Source organism: Ancylobacter aquaticus, assembly GCF_004339465.1.
Classification (GTDB): domain Bacteria; phylum Pseudomonadota; class Alphaproteobacteria; order Rhizobiales; family Xanthobacteraceae; genus Ancylobacter; species Ancylobacter aquaticus.
The window spans coordinates 33,048-46,701 of record NZ_SMFY01000008.1; the positions used below are offsets into that span (position 1 = coordinate 33,048).

Here is a 13,654-nt window from a genome sequence, read left to right on the forward strand (position 1 = left end):
CCGGCACGGCGCGGGCGGTCAACTGCGCAAGCTGCGCAGCGCGCTTAGATCAGGACGGTCCGGGCATGGCGTTCCTCCAGCATTTCCTCGTTGTTTTTCGGGTCGAGCTCTCGATCGGCTCGTTGTTGAATCTGCGCCACGCTGGCCGTCTGGGCCGGCGTGCGAAAGGCTTCGGGATCGGCCCGCAGCAGCTTGCGCATGTCGCGCTCGGCGTCGTCGAGCAGTTCGATGATGGCGTCGCCGGCCTCGGAAGGCCGTCGCTGCTCGATCGCCTCGCACACCCGGCGGTGCATCGGCAGCGAGTGCGCGCGACCCCCGGGGACGGCGGCGACCCGCTCGAAACAGATGCGCAGCACCGTCGACATCACGCTTTGCAATTGCGTGACGAAAGGATTGGCGCAGGCGCGGATGATGGTGCTGTGGAATTCGAGGTCGGCAGCGACGTAGTCGCCTTGTCCGTCAACGGCGGCCGCCATCGCCTCATAGGCCGCCCGAAGCGTCTTGAGTTCGGCCGGGCTGGCCCGCTCGGCGGCGAGGCGGGCGGCGGCCGGCTCGATGATGCGGCGCAGTTCCATGATGTCGGAGCCGAGCGCCAGATCGACGCCATTGGCATCGGCCCGCCAGATCATCACTTCCTGATCGAGCAGGCTCCAGCGGCTCTGCTCCAGCACCACCGTGCCGGTGCGACGGCGCGCCTCAAGCATTCCCTTCGACACCAGCCCCTTGATCGCTTCGCGCAGCACGATGCGGCTGACGCCAAGCTGCGCGCACAGCACCGGCTCGGCCGGAATCACCTGGCCCGGCCGATAACGGCCCGCGCAGATGTCCTTACCCAATCGGTCAAGGGTGTCGTGATAGAGGGTCATCCAATCATCATACGTATGATGATTGGTTCGTCAATGGTTGCTGCCGCTGGGCGAAGAGACGAATTTCCCCGATACAGGGTCAGGCCAAATCGGACGTGCCGTCCATGATGACGTCCGCTAGGCGTCAGGCCCAAGCGGGAAAAATTCTCTCGACGCAGATGCAGACATTCAGGACGTGCAACTGATGATGGTGGCGGGGCAGTTCGCTTGGTGCCAAAGACACCGTCTCGGAGCTTCCTGCGGCCCCGGCGATATGAAAGAGCTTGTATTCGTCATTGTCGTCGGCGCCGAATAGTACGTCCACGCAAATAAGTAAGAAAAAATCCCTCGCCGTTGTCGGATTTTCCGTAATGTCTGCTGATTAAAGAAAATAAAAAGGTCAAATTTTCTGACAGATAGTTTGGAGTCATTCGCCTTAAGCGTCCCGCTGGAAAAATTCGTACGATAATAATCTAATTTTTCCGACATATATGTCTGTAATGCATCGTCCCGAAATATTGGGAAAACAATCGAGCTTGCAATGACGAGCACGATGATCAGAACAGATGCCGATCGAAAGGCGGTAAATTTGACCGTTTTATTACCAAACATTACTATGCGTCGGTCTTCTAAACAGAATTAGGCCTCCTGTTACGCAGTTGCTGTCGCCTTTTGTGTTGCAACGCGGCGTGAGGGAGGTGAGCATGCCCCGCGCGATGCGAGAGGTGTTGGGGATGAGTGTTGAACATAGCGGCCACGAATCCATGGTTTCGGACACTGCTTCGGACAGGCCCGATGATCCGGCCCGCAAGCCGTGGAAGACCCCGACGCTCGAAGTCGTGCCGGCGAACAGCGCCGAGTCGGGCGGCAGCGACAGTCCAGATGGCGCTGAGACGTCGTAATCGTCGAAGTTAAAGCAAACTAGCGGGGTGCGACCCCTGGCATGCGGCGATTCCGGGGGCAGTCGTAGTGAATATCCTGAATTTCAAGACCTGTGTGCGAGCTCTTGCCCCCGGGTCATCCCGTCAGCGGCCTGGCCTTAGAAGGCGAGGAGATTGTCGCGCAGATGGGCGTGCTCATAGGCCCGGCGCATTAGCCCGCGCTGCTGCAGGGCCGGCACCAGCCCGTCGGTGATGGTGGCGATGGAGCGGCGGCTGACATCGGGCAGCACGATGAGGAAGCCGTCGCCGCCGATTTCTTCCATGATCTCGCCCATCTGCGCCGCCGCGCTGTCCGGCGTGCCCACCACGTCGACGCAATAGCCGGACCCGTAATGGGCGACGATGGCCTCGCGCAGTGTGCGTTTGCCCGCCCGCACCAGGAAGGCCTGAAGGGTGGACTGGGTGCCGTTGGTGGTAAGCTCGCCCACCGGCGCATCAAGGTCGAACTGCGAGAAGTCGATATTGGTGGCCCAGCCGAGCCGGGCGAGGCGCGCGGGAATGCTCTCGGCCGTCTGCACCTTGCGCTGTTCGGCGAACCAGCGGGCCTGGTCCTCGGTCTCGGCGACGATGGGCGACAGCAGGAACAGCAATTTGCAGCTGTCGGGATCGCGCCCCATGGCCGCCATCTGGGCGCGCACCTCCTCGCGGTAGCGCTTCATGTTGGCGACACCGGAGGGCGCCGCGACGATGGTATCGGCATGAGCGGCCGCAAAAGCGCGCCCTGTCGAGGAGCCGCCAGCCTGGGCGATGACGGGCCTTCCCTGCGGGCACGGGCCGGAGTTCAGCGGCCCGCGCGAGGCGTAGTAGGTGCCGGAATAGTCGATGGTGTGAACCTTGGCGGGATCGACCAGCATGCCGTTCCGGTGATCGTCGACGATGGCGCCCGGCTCCCAGGAATCCCAGAGCTTCTTGACAATGGTCGCGTATTCCTCGGCCATGGCGTAGCGCTCGTCATGGTCGGCCATCCCCTCCAGCCCAAAGTTCTGCGCTGCGAGGTCGTTGAAGCCGGTCACCAGGTTCCAGCCGGCGCGCCCGCCCGAGATCTGATCGAGCGAGCCGATGATGCGGGCGGTGAGATAGGGGTGGTAGGCGAAGGTCGACAGCGTCGGCACGATGCCGAGCCTTTTGGTGGCCGCCGCCAGCAGGGTTGCGACGACAGAAGGTTCCTGGCGCGGCACGCAGATGCCGTTTCGCAGGAAGATGTCGCGGGAATTCTGCCAGTTCTCGCCGATGAAGATCGAATCCTCGACCAGCAGGTAGTCGAAACAGGCGCGCTCCACCGCGCGGGCGAGATCCATGAACAGCTCGGCGCTCATCCATTCGCGGCCGATATTTCCCGTCCACGGTTCGCCCCACGCCTGCGCGCTGGAGCCCTGGAGAAACCAGGCCATGTGGAAAGGAGATGCCATGACGATCCCTCCGGCGTGACGCATTACGCGCGGATCCCGAGCGCGCGAACCCGGATTCATCTAAGAGAACAGCGGCTTGAAATATCTACCCACAAAGGGTTAGGCCGCTGCCCGCCTCAGGCGCGGATGGCGCCCACGCCCTCGATCTCGATTTCCAGCCCGGTCAGCCCCAGGCGCGACAGCGGCACGAAGGTCAGTGCCGGCAGTCCATTGCTGAAAAAGGGGGTGAGGGCGCCGAGTACACAGGCGATGTCCGCATCGTCGCCAGCGGTGGCGAGGAACACCGTTACCTTGGCGAGGTCGTCGATGCCGGCGCCGAAGCCGGCGAGGATGCGGTCGATACACTCCATCGTGTTGCGCGCCTGCGCGGCGAGATCGCCGGGGAAAACCGCCTCGCCTTTCGGCGTGGCGGAGATCTGGCCGCCGAGGATCAGCAAATCGTTGATCTTAAGCCCCTGCTCGAACGAGACCGGGATCGGCCAGTCCCAGGTGCCTTCCGGCCAGCTGGTGTCGCGATGCGCCGCCGTGCCGTCCGGCGCGACGAGGCCGATGGCTTCCTGGCGCAGCAGCACGTCACCGGGATAGGGGCCCGGCACCGGCACGCCGGTGGCGCCGGGGCCGGGCTTGCGGAACGCATCGGAGCGCACGCGGGCCGCCATCGCCCAGTCTTCCGTGGTGCCGTGGCCGACATAATAGGTGTTGAGCTTGGCGACGCAGGAGAGATCGGCGCCCACCTCTTTCAGCGCTTCGCCAATGTGGCCGATAGTGGTTTTTGCCTGCCCGACGATGTCGCCGCCATGCAGCGTTTGCCCCTGCGCATCCCGCGCCATCTGCGCGCCCACGAAGACGAGGTCGCCGCAGCGCAGCGCGCGGCTGAAGCCGGTGGCGTCGGCAGACACGGCCTCACGCTGGCCATGCCGCGCGCCCTGGGGATGCAGCGCGATGGCCTCGATCTGGACCAGCGCACCGGCCACGAGGACATGCAGCGGGATGGCGGTGACGACCGGCGGCGGATCGGCGGGAAAGGCGGCCCGCAGGCGCGAGAGGATCAATGCCTCATGGGCAATCAGCGAGCGGTGATAGAAAAGCCCGAGCTTCACCACGTCGCCCGGCCCTGCGCCGGCACCGGCCAGCGCGGCGATGATCTTCGCCACCGCCTGGTCGACCTGGGCGTCGAGCCCGTCCTGCGGATTTCCCAATTGTGCCGACAGGAAAACGATGTCCTGCGCCCGGCTGTGAGCACGCGCATTGAAATCGGAAGGCGAACGGTAGGCGGGGGGAGCCGTCATGAACTGGACCTCGACACGGGACTGCGGAGGGCGTTCAGCAATGAGCGTGCCAGCGGGTGCGCGCGGCGCCGGATGATCCACCCGCCCTGGCGGCCTCAGGCCGCCACCGGCCCGACTACCCACCTTTGGTTATTGTTCGCCTCCCGCGCCCTTTGAACAATCGGCACTTCGCGCATGCCGGCGCTGTCTGCCGGACGGCGCGGCCCCATTCAGGCAGGGAACCGCATCATGAAATTGGCGATGAGACTGACGGCGCTGGCAACCGTCGCGATGCTCTCCACCATTGCCGGCGCGCGGGCCGATTGTCTCGCCGACATCAAGAAGGCCGGCGTCATCACCGCCGGGAATGGCCTGCTGGGCACCAAGCCGTTCGTGTGGAAGAACGAGGACGGCAGCTATGGCGGCATGGAATGGGAGATCTTCCAGGAGGTCGGCAAGCGCATCGGCGTGCCCAAGCAGGATTATGTCGTCACCGAGTGGACCTCGCTCATTCCCGGCCTGAAGGTCGGCCGCTGGGACATCATCCTGTCCGGCATGGCGGCGACGCAGGAGCGCATCCAGGGCGCCGGCATCTCGTTCTCCACGCCCTACTTCCTGCTCTACGACTACGTCATCGTGACCAAGGATTCGCCGATCAAGACCTTGGACGACCTGAAGGGCAAGACACTGGCGTCCACGCTCGGTACGATGGATTCGCTTAATGCGCATGTCCTCGTCGAAGCCGGCAAGGCTGGCAAGGTGCTGGACTTCAACGATTTCGGCGCCCCGTTCTCGGCGCTGCGCAATGGCCAGGCCGACGCGGTGGTGATGGACCAGGCGACGCTGCTGGCGCAGCAGGAATCGCTGGGCGACCTGCGCGCGCTGGGCGAGCCGATGTACTACACCTCCAAGCCGGAATGGGCCGAGGCGGAAGCCAAGGCGCCCTATATCCTCGGCGGCACCTCGATCGGCGTGCGCAAGGAGTGCCCGGAACTGCTGACCGCCATCAATGACGCCCTCGCCTCGATGGATGCCGACGGCACCCGCAAGGCCATCCTCACCAAATACGGCGTGTGGGCCGCCCATCAGGAGAAGACGCTGAAATAGCCGGTCCGGAGACGGCCAGATGTATGAGTTCTTCTTCGTCCTGATCCCCCGGCACTTCCCCTTTCTGCTCGAAGGCGCCCTCGTCACCCTTGAACTGTCCTTCCTCAGCATGGCCTTCGGGCTCGTGCTGGGGTTGGCAACGGCGCTCGGGCGGCTGAGCGGGAAGCGCTGGCTCGACTGGCCGTTGATGACCTATGTCGAGATCTGGCGCGACGTGCCGCTGATCGTCCAGCTCATGGTGATCTACTTCACCCTGCCGACCATCGGCATCACCCTGTCGGGGTTCTGGGCGGGCGTTCTCGGGCTCAGCCTCAATCTGGGGGCGTATCTCTCCGAAGTGTTCCGCGCCGCGATCATGTCGATCGACCCCGGGCAACGGGCGGCGGGCATGTCGATCGGGATGTCGAAGCCGATGATCTACCGGCGGATCATCTTCCCGCAGGCTTTCCGCATCGCGATCCCGACCATTGGCGGCTATTTCATCGCGCTGCTGAAAGATTCATCCCTCGTCTCGTTCATCTCGGTCAATGAGCTGCTTAGAAACGGAAACATCATTATCTCCAACACCTTCCGAAATATGGAGGTGTATATGATGGTGGCGATCATCTATTTCATCCTCAGCTTTGCGGCTTCGCGGCTGATCCGCCATCTGGAGCATTCGCTGACCCCTAAATATCTCCGCCGGCAGGGCCGCAAGGCCAAGGCGCTGGCACCGGAAATCGCGGTGCTGCCATGAGCGAGGCACCGCTTCTCAGCGTCCGGGCGCTGCACAAATCCTTCGGCGCGCTGAACGTCCTCAAGGGCGTCGACCTGACCGTGCGCTCGGGCGAGGTGGCGTTCCTGATTGGCCCCAGCGGCGGCGGCAAGTCGACCCTGATCCGCTGCATCAACTTTCTGGAAACGCCGAGTTCCGGCGAAATCACCTTCGATGGGCGTCCTCTCTGCCACGAGGATGGGCGCGTCTTCCATGTCGCGCCGGAGCGCGTGCTGCGGGCCGCGCGCAGCGAAATGCCGATGGTGTTCCAGCACTTCAACCTGTTCACCCATCGTACGGTACTGGAGAACGTCATCGAGGGCCCCCTCATGGTGAAGCGCCGGCGCCGGGACGAGGCGATTGCCGACGCCGAGCGGTTGCTGCGCGAGGTGGGGCTGCACGACAAGTTGGACTTCTATCCCGACCAGCTCTCGGGAGGGCAGAAGCAGCGCGTCGCCATTGCCCGCGCGCTCGCCATGCAGCCCAAGCTGATCCTGTTCGATGAGCCTACCTCCGCGCTCGACCCGGAGCTTGTGGCCGGCATTCTCGACACCATCCGCGCCCTGGCGGACAGCGGCATGACGCTGGTGGTGGTCAGTCACGAAATGGCCTTCGCCCGGAAGCTGGCGGATGTCGTCCACTTCATCGCGGAGGGCGCGATCATGGAGTCGGGCCCGCCTGACCGCATCTTCGACAACCCGCAGAATCCTCGCCTCAGCGGGTTTATCCGCTCGATCCTGCACTGAGGGTCTTTCGCGCCCCCAGGCGGCGCTGGCCCCCGCGCCCGCTCACGTTCAGGGATAAGACGATGCCAAGCCCCTTCCATCTCGGTCTCTTCCTCCAGGGCTCCAGCGTGCAGGCCTGGGGCCAGCCCTGGACCGGGCGCATTGCCGAGACGTGGATGAAGCCGGAACTGTTCCTCGATGTGGCGCGCTCGCTGGAGCGGGCCTGTTTCGACTACATCCTGCTGGAAGACAGTTCCTATATCGGCGAGAGCTTCGCCGGCTCGCGCGCCATCTACCTCAATAACGGCATTTCCGTTCCCCGGCAGGACCCTTCCGTGGTTGCCAGCCTGATGGCCGGCGCGACCCGCCATATCGGCATCGTGCCGACGCTGGCGACCTTCGCCTACCCGCCCTTCCTGCTCGCCCGGCTGGTGGCGACTCTGGACCAGGTGTCGGGCGGGCGCGCGGGCTGGAACATGGTGACGGGCAGCTCGGACTTCGCCGCGCGCAACTTCGGACTGGAAAAACTGACCGAGCACGATCTGCGCTACGACATGGCGGACGAGTATATCGACGTTGTCGACCAGCTGTGGAAATCGTGGGACCCGGACGCCGTGGTCGCGGACGCCGAGACCGGCATGCTGGTGGACCATGGGCGGGTGCATCAGATCGACTTCAAGGGAAAATACTACAGCTCGCGCGGGCCGCTGAACTGCGGCCCGGCACCCCAGGGCCGCCCGGTCATCGCACAGGCTGGCGGCTCGCCGCGCGGGCGCGAATTCGCCTCCCGCCACGCCGACACCATCGTCGCCAGCGTGGTCGGCGCCACTGCCATGCGCGCCTATCGCGACGATGTGCGCGCCCGCATGGTGCGCCATGGCCGCGACCCCGACAGCTGCAAGGTGATGTTCCTGGTCACGCCGATCCTCGCTGCCAGCATGGAAGATGCCCGCGCCATCCAGGCCGAGCGCCGCGCCGCCGAGGCGCGGCAGACCGACCTCAAGATGGCCTTCCTCGGCAAGATCACCAATATCGACTTCACCAAGCTGGATCTCGACGCGCCGATCGGCGAGCTGACCACCAATGGCCACCAGCAATTGCTCGACGACTTTAAGAAGGCGGCCGGCAACAAGACGCTGCGCCAGGCTATCGTCTCCTTCAACCATGATGGCGACGGTGTCGAACTGCTCGGCTCACCCGACGATGTCGCCGCGCAGATGGGCGAGGTGATGCAGGAGGTGGGCGGCGACGGCTTCCTGTTCTCGCTGCCCAATCTCCACCGCCGCACGCTTGCCGAGATCGAGGATGGGCTCGCCCCGGCGCTGCAGAAGCGCGGCCTGATGCGCAAGGCTTATGCGCATGCGCATTTCAGGGACAATCTGCTCGAATTCTGAACGCTGGCTTCGCCTTTATCGACGCAGCACCGCCCGACGCTCACGTTCCGGGCCGGGGCGGAGAGCGTCCACGCGCATCGCGCTACCTCAAAGGCACCATCAGGGCCCGCATGTTGCGGCTGGCCCTGATCTTGCGTCGACGTTCCGCCACAGCCGGGAGGAATTCGATGCTCACCGATGCAGCACAACAGGGTGCGCCACGCGCGGCTGATCGCGGTCAAAGCGCAAGGCTGGCACTGTCGTCACGCTCCTTCAGCGGCATTGTCGACCAGTTGGGCACGGATGATTTCCACCGGACGCTGAGGGCCGCGCTCTACGAGCTCACCGGATTCAACAGCTGCATCATCCTGTCCTTCTCCGCCGCCGAGGCGCCCATCGTGCTGGAGCACTGCTCGACCATCCAGCCTGATCGGTTCCGGCACTGCTACATGAAGGAGGCCTATCGGCTGGACCCCTTTTACACCGCGGCCGTGCAGGGCATGACGATCGGCGTTAGCCGCTGCAAGGAGATTTTCGCCTATGATTTCACCAGCAGCGCCTACCACAACACCTACTACAAAGACGTGCCGCTGGTCGACGAGATCGGCATTCTCTGTCCGGTGACCGAACTGCAGACCATCCATATCTCGCTGGGTCGATGCACCGGCGCGCCGCGCTTCGACCAGTCGGTGCTGGACGATCTCCACGCCGCGGAGCCGCTGTTGGCTTCGCTGGTGCGCAAGCACGCGCTGCTGCGGCCCGATCTCTGCTCGCGCGACATGCAACTGCAGGCCGACAAAAGCGAGGCGTTCGGCACTTCCTGGCTGCGGCGCTTCAATGCCACCCGCCGCGAGGTGGAAGTGGCCGAGCTGGTGCTGCGCGGCCATACCAATGCATCCATCGCCTGCGTGCTCGGCATTTCCGAGGACACGGTGAAGGTCCATCGCAAGCGGCTTTACGTGAAGCTCAACATCTCCTCGCAGGCCGAACTTTTCATGAAACACATGAACAGTTCGGCCTGCGAGGAGCCGCGCGCACCGACCGCCCACGCCAACCCGAACGGGCGGGGGCACTAGAGCACGCGCCGATCAAGCTTGCAGCGCAGGATCGGTTCAATCCGATCAGATCGCTTCCTCTTTCTTCCTTCAGGCCGGCGAAAAACAGATGCCGTTGCGTCCCAAGATGGTTCTCGGCGGCTTGTTCGAGGCTAATGGCTATCACTCCTCGGCCTGGCTGCTGCCGAGCGCGCAGGACCGTGCTCCGACGGACGTCGATTACTTCCGGCGCATCATCCAGATCGCCGAAGACGGGCTGCTCGATTTTTTCTTCCTCGCCGACACGCCCGCCGCGCGCACCGAGAACCTCGACGCCTGGACCCGCGGTCCGCTCTACATGAACATGCTGGAGCCGATCACCCTGCTTTCCGCCCTTGCCGGGTCCACCGCGCATATCGGGCTCGGGGCCACCGCGTCCACCAGCTTCTACGAGCCCTACAACGTCGCCCGCCTGTTCGCCTCGCTCGATCACATCAGCCATGGTCGGGCGGCCTGGAACGTCGTCACCTCGGCGAACGACTTCGCCGCGCGCAATTTCGGCCTCGACAAACTGCCGCCGCACGACCGGCGCTACGCCCGGGCCCGAGAGTTCTTCGAGATCGTGCGCGGGCTGTGGGACACCTGGGAGGACGACGCCTTCATCTATGACAAGGCGAACGCCCGCATGTTCGAGCCGTCGAAGTTCCACGTGCTCGACCATGAAGGCGCGTTCTTCAAGGTGCATGGCGGGCTCAACATGGCCCGCCCGCCGCAGGGCCGCCCGGTGATTTTCCAGGCCGGCGCCTCCGAGACCGGCAAGGCCTTCGCCGCCGAAACGGCGGAAGTGGTGTTCGGCACCGGCGCGACCATGGCGGAGGCTGTCGCTTTCTACCGCGATCTCAAGGGTCGTATGCCGGCTTACAATCGGTGTCCGGACGAGCTGAAAATCCTTTCCGGCGTCTCCGTCGTGGTCGGCGACAGCGAGGCGCACGCCCGCGAGAAATGGGCGTACTGGCAGGAGCACGTCCATATCGACATCGGTCTGCTCTATCTTAAGACCGACCTTGAGACCGATCTGTCGGACCTGCCGCTGGACGAGCCGGTGCCGCCGCACCGGGTGCCCGCCACCTCGAACCACCACCAGGTCTATTTCCAGGAAATAGCCGGCCTGATCGCGCAAGGGCTGACGCTGCGCGAGGTGTGCAAGCGCTATAATCGCAGCAAGGCGATCTTCTTCGGGGATGCCGTGGGGGTCGCCGACCAGATGCAGGCCTGGGTCGAGGCCGGCGCCTGCGACGGCTTCATGATGGCGTTTCCGGTACTGCCGGACAGTCTTGTCGAATTCACCGCGCAGGTGGTGCCCGAGTTGCAGCGCCGCGGCCTGTTTCGCACCGCCTATGAGGGCACGACGCTTCGCGCGAATCTCGGCCTCAGGCGCCCCGCCAACCGCCATGCCGGTTGAAGCAGGCCGATCGCCTGCACTGCCCGTGCCCTAGATGTTCAGTCCCGGCATTATCCGTTCGGCGGGGATCACCCAGACCACCGAGTGGGGCAATCAACGGCCCTAGCGCGAGAAGTCTTTGAAATCAGCTATTTAAGCTGAGATAAATGGCGGAGAGGGTGGGATTCGAACCCACGGTACGCTTGCACGCACAACGGTTTTCGAGACCGTCCCGATCGACCACTCCGGCACCTCTCCACGCGCATGGCGCGGGGGTCATCCGCGCCGTGAAGCGCAGGCTCCATAGCCGAGGCCTGCCTTCCGCACAAGTCCCTGAGCCGCGCCGGCCCCATTTCCCGGCGTTTCGCCGCGCCGGCCCGGGGACATAGACGCACTCATATGTAAGCGACGCCAGAGTCGTCCGAGGGAGACGTTGTCCATCCCCCGGCCGCAAGCCGTCCATAATGAGGGATCGTTAGGTGCGGCTTTGGCCGTTCGGCGCCTGGCCCATCCTGGCCATCACGTCACAGGTTACGCGCAGAGCCCGAAACGCGGGTAGACAAACACAAGGGATAGGCTCTTCGGCGTCGGCATGCCCACCCGCATCCCCCGCACGGCTCTCCCCGCGTCGCGCCGCTTCGCCTTGCGGCACCGGATGCAGGCCGGATCAGTACGTCGCGGCGAGATAGGCGGCGATCGCTTTCGCGTCTTCCTCGCTTATGGGGGCGTGGTAGACGTGGATCATCTTCTGGACCTCGCCCTGCCAGAAGGCCGGGCCTTTGCCGGGCGGCTGGGTGTTGATGTAGTCCACGGAATGGCAGACCATGCAATTGTCACGGGCGGCGTCGAAGCCGGGCTGGGGGCCGGGGCGAAATTCGGCGGTCTCATCGGGAAGCGCGTAGCTGAGGGGCTCGGCCGCAACCGTCCCCGTTAGAGCGGCCGCGAGAGAAAGGCCGGCGAGCCAGCGAAGGCGGCTCGTGCTGGTTTTGATCATGGCACCCTCTTCAGACCGCGACGACGCGCGTGGCTTCGACGACGTTGCGCATATATCCCGCCGGATTCCAGCTCGCCTGCATCGGCTGGGTTTGGCCCCGGCCGTCGGTCGCGCGGCACATCAGGACATGCGCTCCCTTTTGCAGGGGCACTTTCGCCGTCCATTCGCGGAAGGAATAGTTGCCGAGGTCCTGACCCAGCGCAGCGTCGCTCCAGCTTTGCCCGCCGTCCGTCGACACCGCCACGCTCGTGATGCCGTAGCCGCCATCGAACGCGATGCCGCGCAGCGCCACCTCGCCGGCGGGCACCTGCGCGCCGCTTTCCACATTGGTGATGAAGGAGCGGACATTGAGCCGGTTGATGGGGATCGTCGTCTTCGCAGCCTGGCCGGGCTCGGTGCAGGCGCAGCCATTGTCGGGAATGCGATAGGCCGACTTCATCCAGAAACCGTCGAACTCCTTGTCGAGCACAGTGACCCGGTTGAGATGCTTGACCCAGTAGGTGCCGTAATAGCCCGGCACGACGAGACGCAGCGGGAAGCCATTGAGCCAGGGAAGGTCGGTGCCGTTCATTGAATAGGCGAGCATGACCTCGCCATCCCTCGCGTGGTCAATGTCGAGCGCCTTCGCGAAGGCGGGCGTCTCGGGCAGGACCGGCCCATCGAGGCCGGCAAAGGACACCTGCCGCGCATTGGCTGCCACCCCGGCCTTTTCAAGAACCGCCTTGAGGGGCGCGCCGCGCCAGCGCGCATTGCCCATGGCGCCATTGCCGAGCTGCCCGCCGCCAACGCGCGGCTCCATGAAGCCGCGGCTGTTGCCGGAGCACTGGTTGACCGCGACGATCTCGCTGGCAGGGAAATTCTCCTTCAGGTCGCGGAGGGAAAGCGAGAGCGGTGTCGCGACCGTTCCCGTGATCTCCAGGCGAAACGTCTCCGGGTCGATCTCCAGCGGGATGTCGGCGAGGTGGTAGCGGACGAAGAACGCATCGTTCGGCGTGATGACGCCCTCGTTGAACACCGAGAACGGTGTTTCCAGCTGCGGGGGACGGGCGGTGAGGCCGATCATCGGGCGCTTGCCGGGATAGCTGACCAGAGGCCGCTCGCCATTGGCGAAGGGAAGCGTGACCGCGTCGGCGGCGAAGGCCGCCATTCCCTTCGGCGAGAGGCTGCCCAGCCCCACTGCCAAGGCCGTGGCGCCCGCCGTCTTGAGCACGTGTCGTCTGTCGAACATTGGCGTTCCCCCGAGGATGAGCTCCTCATGTCCGCGCTTATTGTCAGGCACGGCGGGATAACGGTCTAGACGTATTCCAGATTGTCGGTGGGCACGTCTGCGGGCAGCCGAGGGGCGCTGAGCGGGGCATTGGACAATGCGAGCCGAAGGGGCGCGCCGCCCCATCGCGGTAATCCGTGGAACGGCAACTCGGCTTGGCGGAACGAGGCCATCCATGCTTTGGCTCTCGCGGAGGCAGGCCGGCGCGTGAGTGCCTAAAAACAAGCCTGCAGCAGGGTCCGCGAGAGCCAGACGGGCCGAAAAGTCGGCTAGGAAACGCCATCCATTTGCGTGCCGGGGCGCGGGAAAACCGCGGGCGGCTGTGAGGCTGTGGATAATTTACATTAACGAAAGCAAACGGATAGGTCGGCACCCGGCGCCACGCGGCCGGATCGGCAAGTCTGTCATTTTTCTGAAAAAGGGCGTTGACAGTTCTGGGGGGGTGCCCCTATAAAGCGCCCATCGACGCGGCGCCACCGCAACGGCGGGTTTGGCG

11 protein-coding genes and 1 tRNA gene are annotated in these 13,654 nt (G+C 64.6%); 6 read left to right on the forward strand and 6 right to left on the reverse strand.

All coding sequences use genetic code 11. The features are described 5' to 3' along the window. Positions 1 to 44: 44 nt before the first annotated feature. The 3 genes from EV667_RS22300 to EV667_RS22310 form a co-directional block, all read right to left on the reverse strand. Positions 45 to 866 carry a FadR/GntR family transcriptional regulator gene (locus tag EV667_RS22300; RefSeq protein ID WP_131837516.1) on the reverse strand — a complete coding sequence of 274 codons (822 nt, stop codon included), beginning with the start codon at positions 864 to 866 and terminating at the stop codon, positions 45 to 47. Between the two features lie 1,018 nt (positions 867 to 1,884). Beyond that, a complete protein-coding gene (locus EV667_RS22305; protein WP_245516330.1) occupies positions 1,885 to 3,195 on the reverse strand; it encodes an NtaA/DmoA family FMN-dependent monooxygenase in 1,311 nt (436 codons plus the stop codon). A 116-nt stretch (positions 3,196 to 3,311) separates the two neighbouring features. Beyond that, a complete protein-coding gene (locus tag EV667_RS22310; protein ID WP_131837517.1) occupies positions 3,312 to 4,484 on the reverse strand; it encodes a RidA family protein in 1,173 nt (390 codons plus the stop codon). A gap of 228 nt (positions 4,485 to 4,712) precedes the next feature. On the opposite strand from EV667_RS22310, the gene EV667_RS22315 reads away from it, so the two are divergent. The 6 genes from EV667_RS22315 (at position 4,713) to EV667_RS22340 (ending at position 10,918) form a co-directional block, all read left to right on the forward strand. Beyond that, a complete protein-coding gene (locus EV667_RS22315; RefSeq protein ID WP_131837518.1) occupies positions 4,713 to 5,570 on the forward strand; it encodes a substrate-binding periplasmic protein in 858 nt (285 codons plus the stop codon). 19 nt (positions 5,571 to 5,589) lie between these two features. Then, positions 5,590 to 6,306, forward strand: a complete 717-nt coding sequence (locus tag EV667_RS22320; protein WP_131837519.1) for an amino acid ABC transporter permease — start codon at positions 5,590 to 5,592, stop codon at positions 6,304 to 6,306. Continuing rightward, positions 6,303 to 7,070 (forward strand): amino acid ABC transporter ATP-binding protein, encoded by a 768-nt coding sequence (locus EV667_RS22325; protein ID WP_131837520.1) that lies wholly within the window; start codon positions 6,303 to 6,305, stop codon positions 7,068 to 7,070. The genes EV667_RS22320 and EV667_RS22325 overlap by 4 nt, the downstream gene beginning before the upstream one ends. Positions 7,071 to 7,132: 62 nt before the next feature. Then, on the forward strand, positions 7,133 to 8,443 hold the full coding sequence (locus EV667_RS22330) for an NtaA/DmoA family FMN-dependent monooxygenase (RefSeq protein WP_131837521.1): 1,311 nt from the start codon (positions 7,133 to 7,135) through the stop codon (positions 8,441 to 8,443). A gap of 167 nt (positions 8,444 to 8,610) precedes the next feature. Next, a complete protein-coding gene (locus EV667_RS22335) occupies positions 8,611 to 9,498 on the forward strand; it encodes a helix-turn-helix transcriptional regulator (RefSeq protein ID WP_131837522.1) in 888 nt (295 codons plus the stop codon). An 88-nt stretch (positions 9,499 to 9,586) separates the two neighbouring features. Then, entirely contained in the window at positions 9,587 to 10,918 is a 1,332-nt protein-coding gene (locus EV667_RS22340) for an LLM class flavin-dependent oxidoreductase (protein ID WP_245516331.1), read from the forward strand. 147 nt (positions 10,919 to 11,065) lie between these two features. On the opposite strand, the gene EV667_RS22345 is transcribed toward EV667_RS22340, so the two are convergent. The 3 genes from EV667_RS22345 to sorA form a co-directional block, all read right to left on the reverse strand. Then, positions 11,066 to 11,155 (reverse strand) — tRNA-Ser (locus tag EV667_RS22345). Between the two features lie 409 nt (positions 11,156 to 11,564). After that, entirely contained in the window at positions 11,565 to 11,891 is a 327-nt protein-coding gene (sorB, locus tag EV667_RS22350; protein WP_131837523.1) for a SorB family sulfite dehydrogenase c-type cytochrome subunit, read from the reverse strand. A 10-nt stretch (positions 11,892 to 11,901) separates the two neighbouring features. Then, positions 11,902 to 13,119, reverse strand: coding sequence for a SorA family sulfite dehydrogenase catalytic subunit (gene sorA / locus EV667_RS22355; RefSeq protein ID WP_131837524.1), 1,218 nt, complete (start codon positions 13,117 to 13,119; stop codon positions 11,902 to 11,904). Positions 13,120 to 13,654 lie beyond the last annotated feature (535 nt).